Annotated in this window: 19 protein-coding genes and 1 pseudogene; 5 read left to right on the plus strand and 15 right to left on the minus strand. The window is 41.0% G+C overall.

Features of this window, described 5'->3' with window-relative positions; translation table 11 throughout:
• Window positions 1–72 precede the first annotated feature (72 nt).
• Window positions 73–4,053 carry a trifunctional transcriptional regulator/proline dehydrogenase/L-glutamate gamma-semialdehyde dehydrogenase gene (gene putA, locus BDD26_RS13995; protein ID WP_115826866.1) on the minus strand — a complete coding sequence of 1,327 codons (3,981 nt, stop codon included), beginning with the start codon at window positions 4,051–4,053 and terminating at the stop codon, window positions 73–75.
• A 550-nt stretch (window positions 4,054–4,603) separates the two neighbouring features.
• Here putA and putP point away from each other — a divergent pair.
• Window positions 4,604–6,089, plus strand: a pseudogene (gene putP, locus BDD26_RS14000) (sodium/proline symporter PutP).
• A 220-nt stretch (window positions 6,090–6,309) separates the two neighbouring features.
• Here putP and BDD26_RS14005 read toward each other — a convergent pair.
• Window positions 6,310–6,618: a hypothetical protein gene (locus BDD26_RS14005; protein WP_115826867.1), complete on the minus strand. Its 309-nt coding sequence runs from the start codon at window positions 6,616–6,618 to the stop codon at window positions 6,310–6,312.
• Between the two features lie 588 nt (window positions 6,619–7,206).
• The gene (gene loiP / locus BDD26_RS14010) at window positions 7,207–7,959 is read right to left on the minus strand and encodes a metalloprotease LoiP (RefSeq protein ID WP_038259503.1); all 753 of its coding nucleotides are present in this window, start codon (window positions 7,957–7,959) and stop codon (window positions 7,207–7,209) included.
• A gap of 488 nt (window positions 7,960–8,447) precedes the next feature.
• Between loiP and cycA the strand changes: the two genes are divergently transcribed.
• Complete coding sequence (gene cycA, locus BDD26_RS14015) at window positions 8,448–9,848, plus strand: D-serine/D-alanine/glycine transporter (protein WP_115826868.1); 1,401 nt, start codon at window positions 8,448–8,450, stop codon at window positions 9,846–9,848.
• Between the two features lie 110 nt (window positions 9,849–9,958).
• Here cycA and BDD26_RS14020 read toward each other — a convergent pair whose 3' ends face one another.
• From BDD26_RS14020 to BDD26_RS14040, 5 genes are all read right to left on the minus strand, one after another.
• Window positions 9,959–10,342, minus strand: coding sequence for a nuclear transport factor 2 family protein (locus tag BDD26_RS14020; protein WP_115826869.1), 384 nt, complete (start codon window positions 10,340–10,342; stop codon window positions 9,959–9,961).
• Between the two features lie 88 nt (window positions 10,343–10,430).
• On the minus strand, window positions 10,431–11,936 hold the full coding sequence (speD, locus tag BDD26_RS14025; protein WP_115826870.1) for an adenosylmethionine decarboxylase: 1,506 nt from the start codon (window positions 11,934–11,936) through the stop codon (window positions 10,431–10,433).
• 11 nt (window positions 11,937–11,947) lie between these two features.
• Entirely contained in the window at window positions 11,948–12,283 is a 336-nt protein-coding gene (locus BDD26_RS14030) for a hypothetical protein (RefSeq protein ID WP_115826871.1), read from the minus strand.
• Window positions 12,258–12,461: a TetR/AcrR family transcriptional regulator gene (locus BDD26_RS14035; protein WP_115826872.1), complete on the minus strand. Its 204-nt coding sequence runs from the start codon at window positions 12,459–12,461 to the stop codon at window positions 12,258–12,260. The genes BDD26_RS14030 and BDD26_RS14035 overlap by 26 nt, the downstream gene beginning before the upstream one ends.
• A 449-nt stretch (window positions 12,462–12,910) precedes the next feature.
• Window positions 12,911–13,798: a LysR family transcriptional regulator gene (locus tag BDD26_RS14040; RefSeq protein ID WP_115826873.1), complete on the minus strand. Its 888-nt coding sequence runs from the start codon at window positions 13,796–13,798 to the stop codon at window positions 12,911–12,913.
• 126 nt (window positions 13,799–13,924) lie between these two features.
• Here BDD26_RS14040 and BDD26_RS14045 point away from each other — a divergent pair, with 126 nt between their 5' ends.
• The 3 genes from BDD26_RS14045 (at window position 13,925) to BDD26_RS14050 (ending at window position 15,481) form a co-directional block, all read left to right on the plus strand.
• Window positions 13,925–14,842: a DMT family transporter gene (locus BDD26_RS14045; protein ID WP_280524524.1), complete on the plus strand. Its 918-nt coding sequence runs from the start codon at window positions 13,925–13,927 to the stop codon at window positions 14,840–14,842.
• A 155-nt stretch (window positions 14,843–14,997) separates the two neighbouring features.
• Complete coding sequence (locus tag BDD26_RS20545) at window positions 14,998–15,129, plus strand: hypothetical protein (RefSeq protein ID WP_255296115.1); 132 nt, start codon at window positions 14,998–15,000, stop codon at window positions 15,127–15,129.
• A 28-nt stretch (window positions 15,130–15,157) separates the two neighbouring features.
• A complete protein-coding gene (locus tag BDD26_RS14050) occupies window positions 15,158–15,481 on the plus strand; it encodes a phage holin, lambda family (protein WP_038259506.1) in 324 nt (107 codons plus the stop codon).
• A 340-nt stretch (window positions 15,482–15,821) separates the two neighbouring features.
• Here the strand turns inward: BDD26_RS14050 and BDD26_RS14055 are convergent, their stop codons facing one another.
• From BDD26_RS14055 to ppsR, 7 genes are all read right to left on the minus strand, one after another.
• The gene (locus tag BDD26_RS14055; protein WP_370698781.1) at window positions 15,822–16,607 is read right to left on the minus strand and encodes a heme ABC transporter ATP-binding protein; all 786 of its coding nucleotides are present in this window, start codon (window positions 16,605–16,607) and stop codon (window positions 15,822–15,824) included.
• An 8-nt stretch (window positions 16,608–16,615) separates the two neighbouring features.
• On the minus strand, window positions 16,616–17,644 hold the full coding sequence (locus BDD26_RS14060; protein WP_038259508.1) for a FecCD family ABC transporter permease: 1,029 nt from the start codon (window positions 17,642–17,644) through the stop codon (window positions 16,616–16,618).
• Window positions 17,641–18,459, minus strand: coding sequence for a heme/hemin ABC transporter substrate-binding protein (locus BDD26_RS14065; RefSeq protein WP_038259509.1), 819 nt, complete (start codon window positions 18,457–18,459; stop codon window positions 17,641–17,643). Before BDD26_RS14065 ends, BDD26_RS14060 begins: the two co-directional genes overlap by 4 nt.
• On the minus strand, window positions 18,456–19,529 hold the full coding sequence (locus BDD26_RS14070) for a hemin-degrading factor (protein ID WP_115826874.1): 1,074 nt from the start codon (window positions 19,527–19,529) through the stop codon (window positions 18,456–18,458). Before BDD26_RS14070 ends, BDD26_RS14065 begins: the two co-directional genes overlap by 4 nt.
• 57 nt (window positions 19,530–19,586) lie before the next feature.
• Window positions 19,587–21,632: a TonB-dependent hemoglobin/transferrin/lactoferrin family receptor gene (locus BDD26_RS14075; RefSeq protein WP_038259511.1), complete on the minus strand. Its 2,046-nt coding sequence runs from the start codon at window positions 21,630–21,632 to the stop codon at window positions 19,587–19,589.
• Between the two features lie 401 nt (window positions 21,633–22,033).
• The gene (locus BDD26_RS14080; protein WP_115826875.1) at window positions 22,034–23,080 is read right to left on the minus strand and encodes a 3-deoxy-7-phosphoheptulonate synthase; all 1,047 of its coding nucleotides are present in this window, start codon (window positions 23,078–23,080) and stop codon (window positions 22,034–22,036) included.
• Between the two features lie 167 nt (window positions 23,081–23,247).
• Window positions 23,248–24,111 (minus strand): posphoenolpyruvate synthetase regulatory kinase/phosphorylase PpsR, encoded by an 864-nt coding sequence (ppsR, locus tag BDD26_RS14085; protein ID WP_115826876.1) that lies wholly within the window; start codon window positions 24,109–24,111, stop codon window positions 23,248–23,250.
• Between the last annotated feature and the right edge of the window lie 19 nt (window positions 24,112–24,130).

Genomic DNA, 24,130 nt, shown 5'->3' on the forward strand with positions numbered 1-24,130 from the left:
CTGTCGGGCTGAACAATTTTAGAAGGGGATGCGATAATAACGCATTCCCCTCTGTTTTTTAACCCGTCTTTTTTATCCAATAGTCATTAAGCTGGCATTACCACCTGCCGCCGCAGTATTAATGCTTAAAGAACGCTCGTGCAATAAACGCTCCAGTAGCAGATGAGTTTCACCACGGGCAAAGCTCTGTACAGAAATAATCGGCCCTTTACGTTGTGCGACAGCTTCACAAACATAGCGAAGTTGATCACAATCACCATGATAAATAACCGCTTCCATTGTTGTGTCTTCATTCTGCCAGTCATTGACCAAATGAATGGAATAACGAATTTCATCCGGTAACTGTTGCAGCAATTGCTGGTGCAGATCATCTTTTTCCCAAATAGCCTGACAGCCGACAGAAAGCACCGCTGCTAATTGGGTTAGCGCATCCTGCTCATTATCCGCGAGACAAAGGACTTGACCACGCGGTAACAGCGTATAGGTATTACGTTCTCCCGTAGGTCCCGGTAATACGCGCGTTGTTCCTCCCTGAGCCAGTAAACTATATTCCTGAATAACTTTGTTCAGTTCTGAATGATTATGTGCAATTGCCCATTCAGCCAGTTTGTTGAAAGGAGAATGCAAGGCAGTACGGGCTTTGGCATCCAGTAAATATTCCTCATCCTGTCGTGCCAGTGTTTGAGTCGCGGCATTGACTGGACGTTGGGACAACAGGCGATAAAGATAGAGTGGCCCGCCTGCTTTTGGCCCTGTTCCCGATAATCCTTCACCACCAAATGGTTGTACGCCGACGACAGCACCGACCATATTGCGGTTAACATATAAATTCCCGACTTTCGCTTTACTGGTGACTTGAGCGATAGTTTCATCAATGCGTGTGTGAACACCCAATGTTAAGCCGTAGCCGGAGGCGTTAATCTGATCCAGCAACTTATCCAATTCATCCCGCCTGAAGCGCACAACGTGCAGAACCGGGCCGAAAATCTCTTTCTTCAATTCATCAAAACTGTCCAGTTCAATAAGTGTTGGTTTGATAAATGTACCTTGCGACCATTCCTGGCTGTCTGCTGTATTTTGATGTACAGCCTGATAAATCGTCCTGCCTTTGGTGCGCATGGCTTGAATATGGCGTTCGATATTTGCTTTTGCTTCAGCGTCAATCACCGGGCCGACATCTGTAGCCAAGTGTTCAGGGTTGCCCATCCGGCATTCAGCCATCGCACCTTTCAACATAGTGAGTGTTCTGTCGGCTACGTCATCTTGTACGCAGAGAATACGCAGGGCAGAACAGCGTTGACCAGCACTGTCAAAGGCAGACGCAATAACATCGGTAACAACCTGTTCTGTCAGAGCAGAAGAATCGACAATCATCGCATTCATGCCACCTGTTTCTGCAATCAATGGCGTGGGACGCCCTTGTGCGTCGAGGCGACCGGCTATATTGCGTTGTAACAGGCTGGCAACTTCGGTAGAGCCGGTGAACATCACCCCACGTACGCGCTCATCACCTACCAGCATTGCGCCGACGGTTTCTCCTTGCCCCGGTAGTAATTGCAGGACGTCGCGGGGAATACCTGCCTGATGCAGCATTTTAACGGCAACCGCTGCAATCAGCGGTGTTTGCTCTGCCGGTTTTGCCAATACACTGTTACCAGCGGCTAATGCTGCGGCAATCTGACCGGTGAAAATTGCCAGCGGGAAGTTCCACGGGCTGATACAAACTACAGGCCCAAGCGGGCGATGAGTATCATTGGCGAAATCCTGACGAACCTGATCCGCATAATAATAGAGGAAGTCCACCGCTTCACGGACTTCTGCGATAGCATTGTTGAACGTTTTACCCGCTTCCCGCACCAGAATGCCGAGCAGGGATTGCAGGTTGTTTTCCATCAACTCCGCAGCACGCACTAAGATAGCTGCTCGCTCTGATGGTGGTGTTGCAAACCAGATTGTTCCTGCATTAGCGGAAATTTCCAGCGCATGGTTGACTTCCTGCTCTGTGGTTTCACGGACATAACCAACGGTATCAGAAGATTTGGCCGGATTATTGACGGGTCTGGCCACAGGTAACTCTCCGGTGTGAGCGTAATCACTACCCAATAGCGGTTCACTATTCCATGTTTCCATTGAAGAACTCAGCAGGGCACTGGAAAGTGAAGCCAGACGGTGTTCATTAGAAAGATCAAGCCCCGCTGAATTGACGCGGTTTTTACCATACAAATCAATTGGCAATGGAATTTTCGGATGCGGCAGACCGATTTGCCCTTCGGATTTAGCCAGCTCTTGTACCACCTTCACCGGATCGGCAACCAGTTCATCAATCGGTAGGGATGTATCTGCTATGCGGTTGACGAACGATGTATTAGCCCCATTTTCCAGCAGGCGGCGCACCAGATAGGCTAATAACGTCTCATGTGTTCCGACGGGGGCATAAATGCGGCATGGACGATTGAGCTTGCCATCAGCAATTTTACCAACCACTTGTTCATAAAGCGGCTCACCCATACCATGCAGGCACTGGAATTCATATTGGCCCGGATAGTAATTTTGCCCCGCAAGATGGTAGATAGCAGACAGAGTGTGAGCATTATGAGTAGCAAATTGTGGATAAATAAGATTAGGAACAGATAGTAACTTGCGGGCGCAGGCAAGGTAAGAAACATCGGTATACACTTTGCGGGTATAGACCGGATATCCTTCCAGCCCATCGACTTGGGCGCGTTTGATTTCGCTGTCCCAATATGCGCCTTTTACCAGACGGATCATCAACCTGTGACGGCTACGTTGTGCCAAATCGATAATATTGTCGATCACGAAAGGACAGCGTTTCTGATAAGCCTGAATTACAAAGCCAATCCCGTTCCAGCCTTCCAGTTGTGGTTCAAAACAGAGTTTTTCCAGCAAATCGAGAGAAATTTCCAGACGATCAGCTTCTTCTGCGTCAATATTGATACCAACATCGTACTGGCGAGCCTGTAAGGTTAATGCAAGTAAGCGCGGATAGAGTTCATCTATAACGCGCTCATACTGAGCACGGCTATAGCGGGGATGCAGGGCAGAGAGTTTGATGGAAATTCCCGGTCCCTCATAAATGCCACGCCCGTTTGATGCCTTACCAATCGCATGGATAGCCTGCTGATAAGAAACCATATAAGCCTGTGCATCTTCTTCAGTCAGAGCGGCTTCACCAAGCATGTCATAAGAATAGCGGAACCCTTTTTCTTCCAGCTTGCGCGCATTGGCGAGAGCCTGAGCAATAGTTTCCCCTGTCACAAACTGCTCTCCCATCAGGCGCATTGCCATATCCACGCCTTTGCGTACTAATGGTTCACCGCTCTTGCTGATGATCCGATTTAAAGATTTGGAGAGTTTGGCTTCATTGTGGGTAGAGACCAATTTACCTGTAAACAACAATCCCCATGTAGCGGCATTGACGAACATAGACGGGCTTTGACCAAGATGTGAATACCAATTGCCATTACTGATCTTGTCACGTATCAGAGCGTCACGGGTTGCTTTATCGGGAATGCGTAACAGCGCTTCGGCAAGGCACATTAATGCAACACCTTCCTGTGAAGAAAGTGAAAACTCTTGTAATAACCCCTGAACCAGACCGGAACGACCAATACCCTGTTTCTGCTGGCGTAATTTCTCTGCGATAGAATAAGCAAGTTTATGGGTTGCCTTAGCTTGTTCTTCTGATAATTGAGCCCGTTGCAGCAACATAGGAACTGCTTGCGTTTCGGGCAGGCGATAGGCAGCAGTAATTGCGGAACGTTTCACCGATTGGGGTAAAATATGTTCGGCAAAATCCAGAAATGGTTGATAAGAGACCTCAATCTGTGATTCTTCTTCGGAAATCTTTTCTTCTTTGTTATTCTGAGCGGCTGATATTTCTGGGATCTTTTCCTCATTTTCCAGACGTTCAAGATAATTAAAGATGGCTTGCTTAATCAGCCAGTGTGGTGTGCGTTCAATTCGTTGTGCAGCAGCTTTAATACGATCACGCGTTGCTTCATCGAGCTTCACGCCCATAGTGGTACTACCCATTCTCACTCCTTAATAGGTAAGACTAATCAAGTTACAGGACAATATCTTTCATGTTGCAACTTTGTGCAACTCTGTTAAAAGCTGTTGTTTGGAATTTGTGAAATTAATCTGGTTTTGATGATGTAGTTGGTGAGCTTATGATTATTAATGAATTATCCATATGATACATAAGAGTTTGTTATCATATTTCTGAGTCAAATCATAATCGATCGTTTTATAAAAGGTGCAACTTCTGGAACATAAATGTGACTTGGCGTGCGTTTCTTGTAAAAAATGCCGTTAATCAGTTGTTAAAAATGTTTTAGCTAATCTAGGATAGAGAGTGATTTAAAAACAATTACAAATATAAACTATACATATCGGAACAACGCCACCTTCAGTGAAATTATCTTCAGGTACAACTCTGGTATAACCGGATAAGTGAATACCTGCTTTGAAGATATATTGTGCTGAAGGGGGAAATTTTAAGTACAGATAACATCATTGACGCAAATCAGACCGTCTGAATAAACAGGATTTGCAAAAAAAAATACTATGGAGAAGAACCTGCATGACAGTAAATTCACCAATGCTAATTACCTTCATTGTCTATATTGCTGCGATGCTGCTGATAGGCTTCATGGCTTACCGTGCCACCAAGAATTTCGATGATTATATTCTAGGTGGCCGGCGATTAGGTAGTGTGGTAACAGCATTATCTGCTGGCGCTTCTGATATGAGTGGCTGGTTATTAATGGGGCTACCGGGGGCGATTTTTTTTAGCGGGTATTTCCAAAGCCTGGATTGCGTTAGGCTGTCTGCTTGGTGCATACCTGAACTGGCGATGGGTTGCAGGGAGATTACGTGTACATACTGAAGCTAATAATAACGCTTTAACATTACCGGACTATTTTGCCAATCGTTTTGAAGATAAAAGTAAACTTCTGCGTATTATTTCCGCGTTAGTCATTTTGATTTTCTTCACAATTTATTGCGCATCTGCTGTTGTGGCTGGTGGATTATTGTTCGAAAACTCATTTGGTATGAGTTATGAAAAAGCGATTTGGCTTGGTGCATTAGCTACCATCGCTTATACCTTTCTCGGTGGTTTTCTGGCGGTAAGCTGGACTGATACAGTTCAGGCATCTTTAATGATTTTTGCTTTGATTCTGGTGCCTGTTTTGATCCTTTTTAAACTTGGTGGATTTGAATCAGCTATTGATATTATCAAAGCAAAAGACCCTGCTTATCTGGATATGTTTCAGGGTGTACAGACCGTTACTATTATCTCCTTATTAGGGTGGGGATTCGGTTATTTTGGTCAACCACATATTCTGGCTCGTTTTATGGCGGCTGATTCTCATCAGACTATCCATAAAGCCCGTCGTATCAGTATGACCTGGATGTTTTTATGCCTCGCAGGAACAGTTGCGGTTGGCTTCTTCGGTATTGCCTATTTTGAGCAAAATCCAGCGCAAGCTGGGAATGTTATGCAAAATAGTGAACGTATTTTCATGGAGCTGGGGGTAATTTTATTCAATCCGTGGATTACTGGGGTATTACTGTCTGCTGTTCTGGCTGCGATTATGAGTACCTTGAGTTGTCAATTGCTGGTTTGTTCCAGTGCATTGACAGAAGATCTCTATAAAGCGTTTATACGGACTAAAGCAAGTCAAAAAGAATTGGTGTGGATTGGTCGTTTGATGGTTCTGATGGTTGCAGCTATCGCGATAGCTATAGCAACCAACCCGAACAACAAAGTATTGGCTTTGGTCAGTAATGCCTGGGCTGGCTTTGGGGCTGCATTTGGCCCGGTAGTATTAATTTCAGTACTCTGGAAACGGATGACACGTAATGGAGCATTGGCTGGTATGGTGGTGGGGGCAATCACGGTACTGGTGTGGATGGAATACCAATGGCTTGGTTTGTATGAAATCATCCCTGGGTTTATTTTTGCTTCTCTTGCGATTGTGGTAGTGAGTTTGTTAGGTAAAACTCCAAACCAGGCCATTCAGCAGCGTTTTACTGAAGCAGAAGCTCAGTATAAGACTAAATAAATTCGACTAAAAAGCCTCTGATATTTCGGAGGTTCATTCATTAGTTATCCCCTGTATCTTTCAAATTACAGTTGAAAGGTGGAGGGGTTATTATCAATTAATCATTTCATGTCCATATATTTATATATATGTAGCGGACATTAGTGAGAATATATCTTTTTATCTCAAACGAAGCTGGTCTCCAAAAATTTATTGGAGAACCAGCTTGCCTAAATTTTAATTAGGACTCTGATGCAGATCCAGACATGGATGCAGGATAAAGATAAGCAGACCAATCATTATACTGACAAACAAATATAGAAGCATATTTTGCTGACAATGGGTTAGCTAAATTAAAAACTTTGTTTCTTAAATCAGCAGCAGAACTTAGCGATTTTCCAATATAAGTTCCGGCAGGTAAAGCCATAATTTCGCCGCTGTTGTATCTGACTGTTCTATGAAAATCAATTATTTTCATGGATTCATTAAGAGCATTATGCTCTTTTGGACCTGCACCAAAAATTTCAACACGAATCAGATAATTATTCATATATCGTCTCTCTTTTATTTAAGAAAATATCAGTTATCCACTTTTTTTGACCACAGAATGTTATAACTACATCCAATCCCTTTCCGAGGCTGGTGTGCCGGTGAATTTAACAGGTATTAATGATGTTTTGCCATATCAATAAATCACAGTTATTTGAGGAAATAGTCATGTAAATGGAAATAGCAAAGTATAGGAAATGAAAATAGCATTTTCTGCGGTTTTTAATATTCTGAAAAATGAATATTTAATTATGAAGTTAAGAAATAAAATAACTTTGCGATAATGAGTAAATAAAAGAACCTGATTTCTGGGAATATGTAGGTTAGGGTATATCGCTATTTTGGTTGGATTATTTACTCCGATGGATACATTAGAACCCGTAATTCGGTTTATAAAATCAGGAAGTCCAATATATTCGCTCGTTATTGAGACAATATTGTGTCCGCCAGGCATGAAAAAACGGTAAAAATCATCGAGATCACAGAAAATTTCAGCTAACTTGACAATAGCCTGTTCCTTTTTAGTCGTCTAAAATTCTGATCTTGGAACAGGCTTTTAGTTCAATTTCTTACCCAGAATTCGGGGTAATTATTTCTTTTCTGCTGCAATACGATCACGAATGTGTTGAGCACGCTCCTGTGAAGGCGGGTGTGAATCAAACATACTGGTTTCACCACTGCCCAGTTTAGCCAGTTTCTCGAAGCTGGTTGCTAAACCTTCAGTTTTGATATTGCGTTTTTTCAGCAGATCATAAGAGAAGTCATCAGCCTGACTTTCCTGATGCTGTGAGAACTGCGAGTTGATCAGGTTTTCACCCAGTGCTGCAAGTTGAGAATCACTCAGCTGTGCGGCTACACCACCGGCTGATGCAGCTGCGGTACGTGCAGCAACTGTAGCATAAGCAACCTGCATTGCTTTACGGGTGTGGCCGAGTGCAACGTGGCCCATTTCGTGGCCCAGAACGCCTTCGACTTCATTGTTGTTCATCATGTCCATCAGGCCGCTGTATACGCGCACACAACCGTTAGCCATTGCCCATGCGTTCACATCATCAGTCAGATAAACTTTATAGTTAACCGGTGTACCGTTAACTTCGTTACCTAATGCTTTGGCGATTTTGTTCAGACGCTTAGTGTATTGGCTGGATGCCGGTGCAATTTTATTCTGTGCATCCATATCATTACATGTTTGGTCAGATAACTGTTTGACATCAGAATCACTTAATGTCGCCGCCTGGAATAGTTGCATTCCGGAGTGAACCAGCATCCCTTGATCAATATTCTTACAACCTGTCAGAATTACAGCAGAAACAGCTACTGCAACAAGAGTCTTAATTTTCATAATGTTTTTTTCCTTTGCAATACATGCAACTATAGTATTTTCAGAGCATTAAAAGATTATGAATTTTGCTAAAAATAACAATAGAAATAAACTCCAATAGTTATGATTATGTGAATTTGGTAACATTTTTAAAAAATAATCAAAATCTTAAGCAGAGTAATTTAGTTTAATTTTTTTAACAAAATGACTTTTTGTCTATTTAATATGAATTCTCAAAATGTAAGATCACTTTCTTACTTCTCACATCGCGAGGAACTCAGGGGATTTGAAAGCTAAATGTATCGCTATTATGAAAAGGCATTTATACGCTCTCAGTAATTGAATAAAATAAATACAGTATCTAATTTTGTGAGTAGCGTAAAATACAACCTATTGGTTTTTCGTGTAAATTCGTTCTGTTAATACTGTAGTTGTCTATGTCACAATGGCTCCTTAAACACAGCTTGCTGCTATTGAAGTCATGCTGTGAGAATAAACTGGATACAACTATGGAAGAAAAAATACAATCTACATACCCACCTGAAACTGAGGGTTCTCACCTTCAGCGAAGTCTTACTAACCGACATATACAGCTTATCGCTATTGGAGGAGCTATCGGAACTGGTCTGTTTATGGGATCAGGTAAAACTATCTCTCTGGCAGGGCCATCGATCATTTTTGTCTATATGATCATTGGATTTATGCTGTTTTTTGTGATGCGTGCAATGGGAGAGTTATTACTTTCCAACCTGCATTATAAGTCATTCAGTGACTTTGCCGCAGATCTACTTGGGCCATGGGCCGGTTTTTTTGTGGGCTGGACTTATTGGTTCTGCTGGGTGATTACTGGTATCGCGGATGTTGTCGCTATTACCTCTTATGTTGGATATTGGACACCTGATTTTCCTGAATGGGCCACCTCACTTCTATGTGTTTTAGTATTGCTGACTCTGAATCTCGCGACAGTAAAATTGTTCGGAGAATTGGAGTTTTGGTTTGCGATGATTAAGATTGTTGCCATTGTTGCTCTGATTGTAATAGGGGGAGTATTAATTGGCATTCAATTCCAGTCACCTTCGGGGCATATTGCCTCCTTTACCAACGTTTGGAATGACGGAGGTATGTTCCCAATGGGGCTGAGTGGCTTCTTTGCGGGCTTTCAAATCGCTATATTTGCTTTTGTTGGAATTGAATTGGTAGGAACCGCTGCTGCGGAAACAAAAAATCCAATGAAATCATTGCCGAAAGCAATTAATGCCATTCCGATCCGAATTATCACATTTTACGTGTTAGCCTTGGTTGTTATTATGTCGGTTACTCCATGGCGCGCGATTGTGGCAGATAAAAGCCCATTTGTGGAATTGTTTGTCCTGATTGGGTTACCGGCAGCAGCCAGTATTGTAAATTTTGTGGTTCTGACTTCTGCTGCTTCCTCAGCAAACAGTGGGGTTTTCTCCACTAGCCGGATGCTATTTGGTTTGGCAAAAGAGGGGGATGCACCAAAACAGTTCAGCCGTCTTTCCCGACGATCGGTTCCTGCATCGGGTCTGATATTTACGTGTTTATGCCTCTCCTGTGGCGTCATTTTGATCTATTTTATCCCCGATGTAATGCATGTCTTTACATTGGTAACGACAGTATCTGCCATTCTGTTTATGTTTATCTGGAGCATGATTTTGTGTTCCTATCTGGTTTATCGTAAACGTCGGGCTGAGTTGCATAAGGCATCTGTTTATAAAATGCCATTCGGTATTGTCATGTCGTGGGTATGCTTAGCCTTCTTTGCTTTTGTTTTAGTATTGTTGTCGTTGCAGCCAGATACCAGGCAGGCACTGATTGTTACACCAGTCTGGTTTATTATTTTAATGATTGGGTTTCAGGTTGTGAAAAAGCGCAGAGCCCGTCTTTAGTCGTCGAATATTCATTCTGTATAACTGATGGCCCCGTGTTGGGGCCATTTCTTTGTCGTCCCTAAATCGCTTACTTTTTACTACAGCTTTGTGAAAGATAGATTGTGTTGTCAGTCTGACATTTTTGTTCCTTGATGGAATCTTAGTTGCCATGTACCAGATGCCGATAACTGCCAAATGGATGAACGTAGCACTTTGTTATATGGATGTCCTGACTTATCCATTTCATAAGATTGATAAGTAAGAAGTACAATATTTTTATCCAAATTCTGCATATTAAAGTTTTTTGAAAAAATCTGTGAAATAGTACTTTTTTCTTCTTTTAATGCATCTTCCACAATTTTTTTAGTATAAACATAATCTGACTTTCCTATTTCCAGAAAATGATCATGTAAAATGGTATTTATCCATTTATTATCATTTCTTTTTTCTCTATGCAGGCTTACTTCAAGACTTTTTATCAATGCAAAAATAGTTGAGTTTTCCTGCTTCATAGATCACCTTAAAAAATTAATGGATCAGTAAAAATAGCTATATTTATTTGTTAAATAATCTATTTACATTTAATGTATTATCAGATAATTAAAAACCTCGTTGTAGTATTTTACACTCATACTCTTGTGAATTTAATTGGCTTTGTAGCTGTTTCATAAGAGTCTCATGATGCTCAAAATCACTACATATTAGTAAATCAAGAGCTGCATAGTTATATTCAGGCCAGGTATGTATAGTAAAATGTGACTCTGCTAATATCACAGCTCCACTAACTCCCCTGAATTTGGATTGATGAAAATGGCAATTGATAATATTAAACTTACACTTATCAGCAATATCAATCATCATGGTTTCGATAGCTGATACAGACTTTAATTTATCTGTTTCACAATTTTTCATCCCTATAACAAGATGAGTACCGAGCTGTTTTGTGCCTGTGGAGAGACTGATTTTTTCTTGTCCACGGTATTGGAACTTAGTCCCTTTACATCTATTGCAACCGACCTCGATAAGCTGTTCTATTGTTAATATGCTTTTTCCATATCCAATAGTAAGTTGGTTATCACATGATTTGCATTGATAAAATTTTACACGAGGATTAATTTCTCCGGTATATATTTTGTTGGAGTAAGAACTATCTTCTGAAATCATAGAATATGAACTTTGTGTAACAGAGAGAATGTATAGATCACTGACATTCCCAATAATACTTCCACCATGGTATTGATTGAATTGTGGATAAATATTTTTGATAAAAAGGTTTTGATCGCTAAACAATTTTTGTACTTCTTGGTTTTCTTTAGGTTTTTTTTGTCCAAATGATAGTAATATTTCACTACCGTCATTTTTAGCAAAACTAATTGCCCGTGATAAAAATAACTTTAACCCACTGAAAGTATATGGTGGATCTGTCAAGATAACGTCAAAGTATTTAGCATATTTATCTGAGTGTTTCAGGTCTACGTATTCAGTATTAATGATAAAATTATTTTCTTTTGATACCTCTTTAATAAACTCCAATAGTTCTTTATCTATGTCTTTGACATAAATATTATCTTTGCAATAATTGCCTAGTTTTTTAAATGCCATCATTAAAGCTAACGATGTTAAATCATCATCCCCCAAAAAGAGAATTTTTTGTTTAAATACTATTGGATTATTCAGTAATAACATGACCCTGCGTATTGATGTATCCAGAGTCGCATGGGCTTGGTCTAACAGTACATTGACGCGTGGACGTTTAGCATATATAGGTGAAAGTAAATTGACTAATTCATCTTTAAAATTTCTATTTTTTTCTTTTGAAAATAATGACCTATATAATTCAGTGTCAACCAATTTGTAATTAAGTTCATTCTGTACAAACTGGATGCCTGATGGAGTTAATTTAAAAACACCTTTTTTATCAGCGTAATTTGTTTTTATTAACTCTTTTTTGAATGCAGATACTATAGGAATAGGTAATCCTGTTTTTAACGAGAGATCTTTATTTGAAGTGCGCTTTTCCAAATATAAGTGTACAAATAATTTTTCCAGTACTTCAATCGGTTGAGACAAATTCATATTGTTTTTTATAGTGTAGAGTATATTCATTGTAATCTCTTTTATATTTTCCTAGCCATATTGGTGATATAATCGAAGTGGTTTTTTATTAATTCAGTTGTTAAAATTCCTGTCAACGCCATTGCAGTCAGTCCCTCTAAAATAAGGAAGGTTTGTTCTGCCTGCTTTTGATTAAAATCAGTTAATTTAAGAATGATTTTTATATTGGATTCATATATTTCACGTGCAATACTATTATTGTCTGTCTGTGATTCCTGGATCATAAATTCATATCCGGCAACTCGGATAGTTTTACGGATATTTAATAATTCTGTTTTTTCATGTTCCAGATATTCAATAAATGTACTAAAATTACGTTCTGATTTCTGTAAGTTCATTTGCCGAACAAGCGCGATAAAAAATATCTTTAGTGGATTGGAAATAGCGATAAACACCACCACGACTGATTTCACATTCAGTAATAATATCAGTCATTGTAACTTGACTATACCCTTTTTTAATAAAGACTTTGTATGCTTGTTCTAAAATATATTGATGCTTTTTCTGTGCTTTCATTTCATTACCTTTGAAAACGACATCAATGTCACTTTTGGAATAATCTATGTTAAATATTTTGCTTTTGCAATAAGAATATTGTCCATAAATAAGTATGAGGTTATTTTTATATAGTGATTATTATAAACTTTACTATAACGGTAGGATTAACGAACCATATAATGTTTATTACAAGCACTTTGTAGTAGACATTATAGACAAATAGTGAAAGGGGGCTTGCGGGCAAGAAAAGAGAGATTAAGTTTAAACATGGTAAAGATGCAAGTCACATTGTTGAATATGAATTTATTTTCGTTATTACTTTCAAATGATAATTAAAATGAGAAAACTATAAGCCAGTATACATATATCATAAATAAATGAGATCTATTTATATTTGGGGGTATTTTTATGTAATGTGAATATTGTTAAAGATGGTTTGATTTCTTTATCTTTTTCGTGATTTTTATTTACCCGGAGAGTTGCTTTCGATTTTGAGAAACAACATCTGTTAGAAAGTCTGCGACTTTCCTTATCCTGGGAGAGTGTGCCAAATCTGCCTGAATAACAAGCCAAAGAGGTCGTTCTAATTCCGGTTGCTGTGAAACACAAATAAAATCTGTAGTGTTGGCAATAAAGTGGGGCAGTATTGCCAATCCTAAACCTGCTTTTACCGCTGCAATTTGGGCTGAAAGTGAAGTTGTAGCTATAGAGAGTGGGCGGCCTTTCAGGATTTTCTCTATCCATTTGGATGATGGGAGTTGCAGGTATTCATCAGTCCAACTGATAAAGTGGAAGTTATCATATGTGCCTTCAGATATCTTAGCCGGATGATTTATAAAATATTTTTCACTGGCATATAATCCAAAACCCAATATACCTAATTGACGTACTGTAACATGACCTTGTTCAGGTCTGATAAGACGAAGGGCTAAATCAGCATCACGGCGATGAAGATTTATAGTATGTACATCAGTAATGATTTCCAGCGTCAGATCTGGGTAGTTTTTTTGTAAGGTTGACAGATTAGGAATAATTAAATTATTGGCAAGAAGTTCGGTTGTTGCGAGGCGGACTTTACCAGCGATTTTTGTACGTATGTCAGCTTCAGTCAGAAATGAATTGGCAGCTATTTCCATTATCTTGGCTTTTTCCAGTAGTTCTCTTCCATCTTCCGTTAACTGATAACCTGTCTGATGACGGAGGAATAAAGGCATTCCGAAAGTTTTTTCAAGCCGTTCAATTTTTCGCGATACCGTTGCGATACCAACACTAAGGAGCGTTGATGCATTACTGATAGTTCCGGTTTGTGCGACTGCCAGGAATACTCGAATATCATCCCAACTAAATGATTGCATATTATGATTTCCGTTTTTGGAAAATTATCTTCTAATTATGACTAAATATTTCATTTTTGAACTATGCCACAATAATTCCAGTAAAAACAACCCAGTTATCTTTTTAAAAATTAAGAGGGTTAAATCATGAACATACGAATAACGCCACAGTTAGCGGTTATTCTGACGTTGATTGCGACATTTTTATGGGGTTCAAACTTTCAGGTCACCAAAATAGTTCTTGTAGATCTCCCTCCGTGGACAGCTTCTGGTGAGCGTTTTGTTTTTGCTGTCTTATGTATTTTCATTTTTATGATGTTCAGAAGAAAAATTAATGGCAGGGTGTTTAAGAAAAACTGGCTGGCTTTTATTTGCCTTGGAGGAATTGGTATCGCGGGGTTTAATGGAGCATTGTTTGTTGGTCTCCAACATGGACATCCCGTGACTGCTGCATTAATAATGGCAACGACACCAGTTTCTGCCAATATTTTAGAAGCCATTATTAACCGCCATTTTCCTGAAATAATACGAGTGGTCGGAATGATTATTAGCTTACTTGGTGTGGCACTAGTAATTACCAATGGTCAGTTGATTTTTGGTAGCACGCTTCATATAGAAAAAGGGGTATTGATTATTTTTGTCGGGAGTCTCGGTTGGGCAATTTATACCGTTGGAATTCGTGTATTTGTTACAGAAGCAACTCCACTTGAAACCACCAGTTGGACAATGTTTTTTGGCATGATTATATTGGTAATAGTTGCAATTTCTGTTGAATCTCCTGTTCCTGCATTATTATCAGCACCACTTGAGAGCCATTTGGCGAGTATTTATATGGGTATTGCTGGTTCTTTTCTTGCCTATCTTTTTTGGAATATAGGCATTACTGTTCGTGGGGCAGGTAAGACAGCAATATTTTTTAATTTTGTACCTATTTTTGCATTGATGATACAGATAATTGTAGAGAACAGGTTCAGCTTAATTCAGTTTATTGGTAGTACTCTTACTATTATAGGCGTCCTGTTGGGGCAAGGTACTATCAAAATATTCCAAAGAACGCTGCTGTGATATTGACATTATTGTGGTATCTGGCGAATTGTGGTAACCAACGAAAAAATGAATGCGATGAAACTAATTAATGACCTATGACACACTTTGAGGAACATTTGATTGTGTGATTTAGTACTGAGTAAGACACAAGTATATGACAGTGTGGTTGCTATATGCTGACGTTAATATGGATATATACAAAACGTCACTCAGTACTGGATCAATCCCTGTCTGACCGATTCTGGTTTGGGCAATATTATGCAGAAACCGTGATTGAACCGCCAGAAATAGCTTTGTATCTGTGACGTCAATTATTCAATTATGGGACTAATGATGAAAGAACATCCTGATTTATGGATTGAACTTATGGATAGCCTGAGAAATGCTTGGCCACAGATATCCGGTTCCTTGCTGGCTATTATGATCTGTTATGGACGTCTGATTTATGATGGTGTAGAACGAAAAAACCGCTGGGTTGAACCTTTTTTATGTGGGGCGTTGTCATGGGGATTCTCAAGCGTACTGGAGCTGGTTGGTATTCCCAGCAGTATGTCACCCGCACTTGGTGGTGCTGTGGGCTTTATTGGTGTAGAAAAATTACGCGAAATTGCGATCCGTATCATTGATAAGCGTTTGGATGAAAAATCACATAATTAGAGGCTATTGATATTTTGTGGCCGATAATGGGAAGGTTATCGGTCACTGCGGGGCAGGTATAAGGCCCGTCAATAAAGACGTGGCCACCCTGAGTTTGCTACATTCTGGTATTTACCTGCCAAAGTTTAATCAACATGCGAGTCAGATAACTATCTCTATAATTACCTTAGCTGAATTGATCTTTAGTACAGAAAAAGCTCAAATCCTGAAATAAACCTTGCAACAGTCGAGAAGTTTACATCAAGATCAACAATCTTTCCTTATGATGCACAAGCCGCATTTCACTACGGTAATTTAGCATATGCCAGCTAATCAGCCTCCGAGGTATTCTGACATACCATTATTGCCGGAGGTAAATTTGCGGCTGGTAAGTTTCAGGATGTTGGGTTACGCCTAAATCAGCCCGATACCATTGTTTAAGGATATCATCCCGCAGGACATCCTGTGGTGTGCCGGATGCGACTAACTTTCCTTGATGTAATAGGATAATTTTATCCGCATAGAGTGCAGCCAGATTTAGATCGTGCAATACGCAGCAGACAGCAAGAGGGCGTTGGCGGGTCAGGTTATGAACAAGTCGCAATGTATGCTGTTGATGGTAAAGATCCAATGCTGAGGTTGGTTCATCCAAAAACAGACAGGACTCTGTTGGCTCTGGATGCCAGAGTTGAGCCAGAGTCCTTGCCAATTGAACACGTTGTTGTTCTCCGCCAGAGAGTTGCTGATAATTCCGATACCTCAGTTCATTACACTCTGTTAATGCAATTGCATCATCAATAGCGATTTGTTTATGTGCGTTTTCATGGGGGACTCGCCCCATTGCAATAATTTCTTCCACGCTGAAAGGAAAAGAAAGCGAACTGTATTGCCGCATTACTGCACGGATCCGTGCAAGTTTTTGGGTTGGCCATTGGGACAGCGGGATCCCTTGTAACAGGCATTCGCCACTGTTTGGTGAAACATAACCGGTTAACAGCCGTAATAGCGTGGATTTACCTGCGCCATTGGGGCCAATAATTGCAACAATTTCTCCTTGATGGATAGAGAGCGAAACCTCTTTGATGATTTGGCGCTGCCCAATAAAGTAGTTCAGATTTTTGGCTTCAAGTAAACTTTTTGACATTATCGGCTCCATTACAAACGGCCTTTTGATGGTTTAAGGATTAACCCTAAGAAATAAGGGGCACCAATTAAACCGGTAATCAGACCGACCGGCATTTCAGCGGGAGCAACTAACGTTCTGGCCAATGTATCCGCAGTTAACAAAAGACATGCTCCACCCAGTGCTGATATTGGTAATAACCAGGAATGGTCGCCGCCAAACCGCAATCTGGCAAGGTGGGGAATAACCAAACCAATAAAGCTGATAACACCACTCAACGCGACTGCACAGCCAATCAGCAAGGCACTAAGCAGAAGTAACTGAAACTTAGTTTGTTGGACATTAATGCCTAAATAGTGGGCTTCTTCATCGCCCAATTGCAGCAGATTGAGTTTTCGAGACTGACTGAGTGCTAACAGGCTGACGGGAATAATAATAGAAGCTGCAATAATCAGTGTCGGCCATTCAATCTGGCTCAGTGAACCCATCATCCAAATGGTAAACTGACGTAATTGTTGGTCATTACTGATATAGCTCAATACACCGATAAATGACATACATAGTGCATTAATGGCGATACCTGCAAGCAGCAATTTCGATAAATTGCCGTGGCTATATTTATTTAATGAAAAGATCAGTAATGAGACTAATAAACTACCACTAAAAGCTGCAATAACATGACCGTACAACGCAATACTTTCAGGTAACATGTCATCTGGTAAAGAGAAAGGCAAAAAGGTGGGCACAACAATGGTTATTGCCACAGTCAGTGCCGCACCACTGCTGATCCCTAATAATCCGGGATCAGCAAGAGGATTACGAAATAATCCCTGCATTATGGCACCGGAAACAGCCAGTGCACCGCCAATCAAAATCGCCAATAGAATACGCGGCAGCCGGATATTTAACCAGATTTGCCACTGTGGGTCATCCAAAGAGGATTCCCACAGAGTTTTAAAAGAAAGAGGCAATGCCCCCATATTGGCTGAACTGATTGCCAGAATAAATAGCAATACGCCCAGTAACATCAAACCAAAGCTGGGGGATTGGGTTCGACTCATTGCACTTTCTCCGCAGCCTCACGGACTTGTTTCATCACTTCCGGGGTGTGGATACCGAATCCGAGCAAGCTCATTTCATCCACAACGACAACCTGTTTTTTCTTTCCTGCCGGAGTAAAGTTCAAGCCCGGAAGTTGCCATAGTTTTTCCTCACCACCCAGCGTTTTCAGTCCTTCGGTGCTGACCAGCAGCAAATCAGGCTGGCTGGCGATAACTCCTTCCTGAGATAAAGGGCGGTATCCTTTAAATCCCTGCATGGCATTTTTGGCACCAATGGCATGAATAATCTTATCCGCAGCGGTTTGTTGGCCGGCTGCCATTGGCATAATCCCTCCGTGACTCATAACAAACATCACTTTTGTGGGAATGTCTGACGTAGGGATTGCGGCCAATTGTCGTTGATATTGAGTGATTAGCTCTTCACCACGTTTTTCCTGGTTGACCGCCTTGGCGGCGGTCTTGATTTTTTCAGGAACGGCTTCTAACGAGGCTTTGCTGGTCACTTTAATAACTTTTATACCGGAATCTTCGACTTGCTTGAGTGCCAGAGAAGGTTGGGCCAATTCACTAGTGATCACCAGTGACGGGCGCATAGACAAAATCCCTTCTGAATTCAGCATTCGCATATACCCCACATCTGGCAATGAGAGTATTTCCTTAGGGTTCTGACTGGTACTATCCCTGGCAACAACATGCTGTCCTTCGCCAAGTGCAAAAACGATTTCAGACACATCACCGCCAATTGTGACAATACGTTCAGCGGAGAACGCACTGGAGGAGATGGCAAGCATAAATGTTAGAAGCCACTTTTTCATGCTACACAAGTTTCCTTTTCTGGTTGCAGTTTAGGTAGTGCGGCAATTTGTTCACGCCACTGTGCTTGCTCAGGCGTACCTTCGGTACGCTGACCATACAGTTGGGCGATTTGGTTACCATCCGCATCGAACAACTCAAGGCTGGTGACGAAACCATCTGTTGTTGGCTTGCGTGTGATCCAGCTTTCAGCAATAGCACTTTCAATCAGGTGTAAGGTGAAGTTACGATTAAAAATATTAGCCCATTTCTGGGAAGAGTTTTCTTCCTGATACGGCATCAGACGCTCAAGTTTACCAGTAAAGATCTGGATACAACCGCGATTTCCGACGAAGATCATAATTTCATTTTGGTCTTTGTGTGCAACTTCAAGGATCTGAGTCAGGGCGGAATTCTCTACACGGTAAGCCAAATCATCTTTGACAGCATTGAAAATCTGCTGGCGATTGAGATTATGACGTTTCATCATGATGAAGAACTGGTGAACGTCGGTCATTGCACGCCACTCTTCATCTAATTGTGCTTTCAGCTCTTCAGTCACTTCTGCATATTCAGGGACTTCTTCAGGTTTCACTTCCAGCGCAGGGTTTTCATCTGTCTGATATTTCTCAATCAGGGCTTCCCATGCAGCCATATCAGTATTTGCGGTTGTATACACTTTGTGCAGAGCATCACCCTGGCGATCAAAGAACTGGATACTGTGACGCATACCATTTTTCGCAGGTTCTACCAGAGAGAAAACACAGCTCCAATGATCAAAGAACGTACGTAAATCTAGTTCACGTGGGTTTAGGATCAGACCAACATGCTGACTGAACTTTGTGTTTTCGTAACGACCAACCTGTTCATGAACAGCAAAATCATTGCGGGTAATGGCCTTGGTTTCACCGACTGTTGCCAGTTCTTGCAGCAGGGTAGGAGCATCAACGTTCAGACGTTTTGCGTCGATACCGACACGACTGTGCAGTAATTCTCCTTCACTGACATTAAGATAAGTGGCCAGGTCGCGTGCATATTTAGCTTTATTATCCGCTTTTGCCTGTAGGTAACGTTCATAAAGTGACTGATTCACAGATATTAGCTCCTTAAAAAAACTGCGTTAAAGGTTAAAAATTAGTGCTGTTATTCTTTACCACTGATAGCTGACAAACAGTCTGGCATTGCGGCCATTCTGCGGTGCGCCCAGTGATGAGTAATATTGCTTGTCGAAAGCGTTGCCGAGTACGACAGAGGTTGTTACACCTTTTAGCTGGCCTTCACCGTGGTAACTGATGTAGAAATCATTGACACCATAGCCTGCATATTTGGAAACTTTTCTTCCATATTCATCTTTATCACCACCATTAACCCCTTTGAACTGGGTACGTTGAGTGAATTTACCGATCCAACCAATAGAAAAACCGCTACTGGAAAGAGGGATATCTAGCGTACTGGTCACTGTATCAGGGCTGAGGGCATCAATAGATTTGCCGGTTTGCTCATCTTTACCGGCAGTGCGGTTATATGCCAGATCCCATGAGAACCAATCTGTGTCATAAGTCATCGAAACATCCCAGCCCCAGATTTTGGCTCTTGGGATATTTATTGATGTTGTGAACTTCCAATCAGCGGTTATATTGGTAGAAATATAATCTTTCGCTTTGGTATCAAAATAGCTGGCTTTGAATTTCAGCCCATCATTGTTGGTAAGTAATTCATCGAAACGTAACCCGAAGCCATATTCCTGAGTTTCATTACTCTCAGGACGCAAGTTTGGATTAGGTTTCCAGTAATTTCTACCAAAGTGTCTGGAATCGTTATACATCTCTCCCATTGTCGGAGAACGGAATGCCTGAGAATAAGAAGCAAACAGCATCGACCAATCTGTTGGGGTGATACTGATAGCGCCTTTTGATGACCACTTATCAGCATTGATATCTTTGTATTTATCGTTTGATGCTTTGTAATTGTCATAACGTGTACCGACGATAAATGAAACCGGCAAATCACGAATAGTTATTTCGTCTTGCAACCAACCAGATGCAAAACGGATATCCGCATTCGGGAATCCATTTATATCATTGCTGCTTGGTTTTTGTTTCTGTTTATATATTTCGCTACCATAAATAAATTGATGTGCAGCAAAGGCACTTGCATTCAAGTGAGAACGGTTTTCCAGTTTGAACCCATAAGTTTCCTGTTTACGGCCTTCAAAGCCATCTATTTTAGTTTTGGTATTGATGGTTACATCAGAATAATAAACGTCATTCCTTAGGTTCAGCCAGCTATACTCTGAAGGGTTGAGTTTATAAGTCAGTTGTACATCACGTTGTGTCGTTGTGCGATCTGCCCGCAAGTTTCTGCTATGGTCAGTGATATCTTGTGGATTTTTCGGCTCATCAGCTTTATTGCGGTAATAACGCAGCTCGCCGCCAAGTGACTGGTTGTCATCAATTGTCCATGTCCCTTTTGCCAGCATATTGCCGATAGTTTCATCATTCTGGCCTTTTACCCCGCCACCGTAACGAATATTGCCAACACCACGGGTGCTGAAACTGAATAAACCATCAAGATTATCGGTTTTACCAAATGCGGCTCCGCCGAATCCCCAACTGTGATCCCCGGTTCCGGCACGACTAAAAACACGAAAGCCCGTATTTTGTCCCGCCTGTAAGAGATCTGCTGCATCAACCGTCTGATAGGCAATGACCCCACCTAATGCACCACTGCCATAGAGCAGGGCGGATGGGCCACGGACAACTTCAACTTGTTTAATCAGTGAGGGATCAAGGAAAATGCCATTAATGTGCTTGGTATCAGTACCCTGACGAACGCCATCAACCAGCATTAAAACGCCTTTTTGAGAGTAACCACGCAGACTGATTTCTTGCCCGTTAGCACGCCCGTAATCCACAGTATTAATCCCGGGGATCTTGCGCAGTAAGTCATTTGCATTGCCTGCAACTTTACTGTTGGCTGAGTTACCTTCAACAACTGTTACCATCATAGGTGCTTCAAAACTGTCGCGCTGATTCCCTGTGGCATAAACCGTCAGCGTATCTTTATGATGTTTGTTATTCTCTGCTGGAACTGTTTTTTCAGCTTGGATGGTTGCTGCGTGAGCAGAAGACAACCCTGTCAGAATGACAATACTTAGTGCAGACAATTTCAGGTTTGGTGGTTGAATTCGGGTCATATAGGTTATCTCCATAATTTTGCTGTGTTTTAAAGCACACGAATGGTTTTGAAACATACATATATCGTTTTAAAACCATTGAGATGCATCACGGTGAATTCTCTGAATTGTTATTAAGTCAGAGTAAAGTTATCGGGTTGTGTCGAATCACGATGTAACGCAAGAAGGATCTGTTGTTGCAAAGGATTGATGTAGTAGCACAGGCAATCAGTTAATTTTTTCATAACCCAATATGAACAATAATTATTCTAGTATTGAGAATAATTATCGTTTCTGTGTTGATTAACTTCAAGTTATTTTTTTATGTAGGTATAACTGACTCAATAGATTGGTTTTGTATGATTTTTCGAAAGGGAACTGGCTCCTATTTCCACGTGAACAGAAGCCAATAAAAACGATATTCAGAACCGACTTTCAACTGCTTCAGCCAGAATATTAAGGAATTGTTCGGTATCTTGCCAGCTAAGGCATGGGTCAGTAATAGATTGTCCGTAGGTCAGAGGTTCTCCCTGCATGATTTTTTGAGAACCTTCGACTAAAAAACTTTCTGCCATGACACCCGCAATAGCCGTTGAACCAGACTGGATCTGTTGGCTGATATTTCTGGCTATATCCAGTTGTCGGCGGTGAACTTTCTGACAGTTTCCATGACTGCAATCTACGATCAAGTGTTCTGGCAGGTTGAATTCGCGTAATTTCTGACAAACTGCTGTAATATCTTCAGCACTGTAATTCGGTTTTTTTCCACCACGCATAATGATATGCCCATAAGGATTTCCGCTGGTCTGATAGATGGTCATCTGTCCATTTTTATCGGGTGACAAGAACATATGTCCGGCACGTGATGCCCGTATTGCATCAATAGCAATATGAATATTACCGTCAGTACCATTTTTAAATCCGACCGGACATGACAGTGCAGAGGCCATTTCCCGGTGGATTTGGCTTTCTGTTGTTCTTGCACCGATTGCTCCCCAGCTAATTAAATCTGCAATATATTGCCCGATGACCATATCCAAAAATTCTGTGGCAGTGGGCATTCCCAACTCATTAATATCAATTAATAACTTACGGGCGAGTGAAATCCCTTTATTGACCTGACAGGAGCCATCCAACATAGGGTCTGAAATTAACCCCTTCCAGCCAACAACAGTACGAGGTTTTTCGAAGTAGGTTCGCATTACGATTTCCAGACTGTGCTGATATTTTTTACGCAATACGTGCAGACGCGAGGCATAATCAAGGGCGGCATCAACATCATGAATAGAGCAGGGCCCAATGATGACCAGCAAACGTTGGTCGTTGCCTGTAATAATAGCTTCAATACGTCTGCGTGATACCGTCACATTTTGCAAAGTTTTTTCTGATATAGGATATAGCTCAGAAAGTGTTTTAGGTGTTATTAATCTGTCAATTGGGTGGGTTCTTAACTCATCTGTTTTGTGCATATATTTTCTCGAATTCTACTTCTCTTGAGGCGCAGTCTGGCGTAATTGTAATTGAAATTACAATAACTCAACTTCCAGCAAATTCAACAAACAATAATTACAATTACATGAGAAATCGTGAATATAAGATTGTAACGATATTCTGAGATGTGCTGGTATTTCCGGGATCAGAACATGCGCCGTTTCAATCCCATACTGTCAATAATTTTGGTTGAAATCTCTTCGACAGAATAATTGGTGGTATTTAAGTAATTAATTTTGTTTTTGCGGAATAGGGCTTCAACCTCAGTAATTTCTATCCGACATTGCCGTAATGAAGCATAACGACTATTTTCTCTCCGTTCTTCCCGGATAGCGGCCAGTCTTTCCGGGCTTATTGTCAATCCGAACAGTTTCTGCTGGAAAGGTTTTAGATCGGCAGGCAATTGCAGATTATCCATATCATCAGCAGTGAAAGGATAGTTTGCGGCTTGAATGCCGAATTGCATGGCAAGATAGAGGCTGGTGGGTGTTTTTCCACAGCGGGAAACACCCAGAATAATCACCTGAGCCTGATCGAGATTGCGTAATGAAATACCATCATCGTGTGCGAGGGTGTAATCAATGGCTGCGATACGGGCATCATATTGACTCAGATTTTTTTCAGATAAACCATGGGTACGGTGTAATTCAGGTTTAGGTTCCAGTCCGATTTCTTGCTGTAATGGTGCTACGAGAGTCTGGACAATATCCAGGCAAAAACCTTTACTGCTGGTGATAATATTTTTAACTTCACTGGAAATGATGGAATAAAAAACTAATGGCCTGATTTGTGTTGCCTGATAGATGGTATTTATCTGGTTCCTGATTTCTTCTGCTCTTATTTTGTTGGTTACAAAGGGTAAGGTATAAGACGTGATAGTAATCGGGAATTGGGACAATACAGCATGACCCAAAACTTCTGCCGTAATTGCTGTACCATCGGAAATGAAAAATACACTGCGTTCCAGAATTTCATTGTCCTGAATCTGAGGAAGTTGGATCTCTATCATTGTGCTTTTCTTTATATTG

The organism is Xenorhabdus cabanillasii (assembly GCF_003386665.1).
In the GTDB taxonomy this organism is placed as follows: domain Bacteria; phylum Pseudomonadota; class Gammaproteobacteria; order Enterobacterales; family Enterobacteriaceae; genus Xenorhabdus; species Xenorhabdus cabanillasii.

What these genes read in the sequence shown, in the direction of transcription:
- BDD26_RS14035 (WP_115826872.1), bottom strand. Translation starts at nt 12,461, where the DNA reads ATGAAAGCACAGAAAAAGCATCAATATATTTTAGAACAAGCATACAAA.
- BDD26_RS14065 (WP_038259509.1), bottom strand. Translation starts at nt 18,459, where the DNA reads ATGAAAAAGTGGCTTCTAACATTTATGCTTGCCATCTCCTCCAGTGCG.
- speD (WP_115826870.1), bottom strand. Translation starts at nt 11,936, where the DNA reads ATGAATATACTCTACACTATAAAAAACAATATGAATTTGTCTCAACCG.
- BDD26_RS14005 (WP_115826867.1), bottom strand. Translation starts at nt 6,618, where the DNA reads ATGAATAATTATCTGATTCGTGTTGAAATTTTTGGTGCAGGTCCAAAA.
- BDD26_RS20545 (WP_255296115.1), top strand. Translation starts at nt 14,998, where the DNA reads ATGCTGACGTTAATATGGATATATACAAAACGTCACTCAGTACTGGAT.
- BDD26_RS14075 (WP_038259511.1), bottom strand. Translation starts at nt 21,632, where the DNA reads ATGACCCGAATTCAACCACCAAACCTGAAATTGTCTGCACTAAGTATT.
- ppsR (WP_115826876.1), bottom strand. Translation starts at nt 24,111, where the DNA reads ATGATAGAGATCCAACTTCCTCAGATTCAGGACAATGAAATTCTGGAA.
- putA (WP_115826866.1), bottom strand. Translation starts at nt 4,053, where the DNA reads ATGGGTAGTACCACTATGGGCGTGAAGCTCGATGAAGCAACGCGTGAT.
- BDD26_RS14020 (WP_115826869.1), bottom strand. Translation starts at nt 10,342, where the DNA reads ATGAAGCAGGAAAACTCAACTATTTTTGCATTGATAAAAAGTCTTGAA.
- BDD26_RS14030 (WP_115826871.1), bottom strand. Translation starts at nt 12,283, where the DNA reads ATGAACTTACAGAAATCAGAACGTAATTTTAGTACATTTATTGAATAT.
- BDD26_RS14045 (WP_280524524.1), top strand. Translation starts at nt 13,925, where the DNA reads ATGAACATACGAATAACGCCACAGTTAGCGGTTATTCTGACGTTGATT.
- BDD26_RS14080 (WP_115826875.1), bottom strand. Translation starts at nt 23,080, where the DNA reads ATGCACAAAACAGATGAGTTAAGAACCCACCCAATTGACAGATTAATA.
- cycA (WP_115826868.1), top strand. Translation starts at nt 8,448, where the DNA reads ATGGAAGAAAAAATACAATCTACATACCCACCTGAAACTGAGGGTTCT.
- BDD26_RS14060 (WP_038259508.1), bottom strand. Translation starts at nt 17,644, where the DNA reads ATGAGTCGAACCCAATCCCCCAGCTTTGGTTTGATGTTACTGGGCGTA.
- BDD26_RS14040 (WP_115826873.1), bottom strand. Translation starts at nt 13,798, where the DNA reads ATGCAATCATTTAGTTGGGATGATATTCGAGTATTCCTGGCAGTCGCA.
- BDD26_RS14050 (WP_038259506.1), top strand. Translation starts at nt 15,158, where the DNA reads ATGAAAGAACATCCTGATTTATGGATTGAACTTATGGATAGCCTGAGA.
- loiP (WP_038259503.1), bottom strand. Translation starts at nt 7,959, where the DNA reads ATGAAAATTAAGACTCTTGTTGCAGTAGCTGTTTCTGCTGTAATTCTG.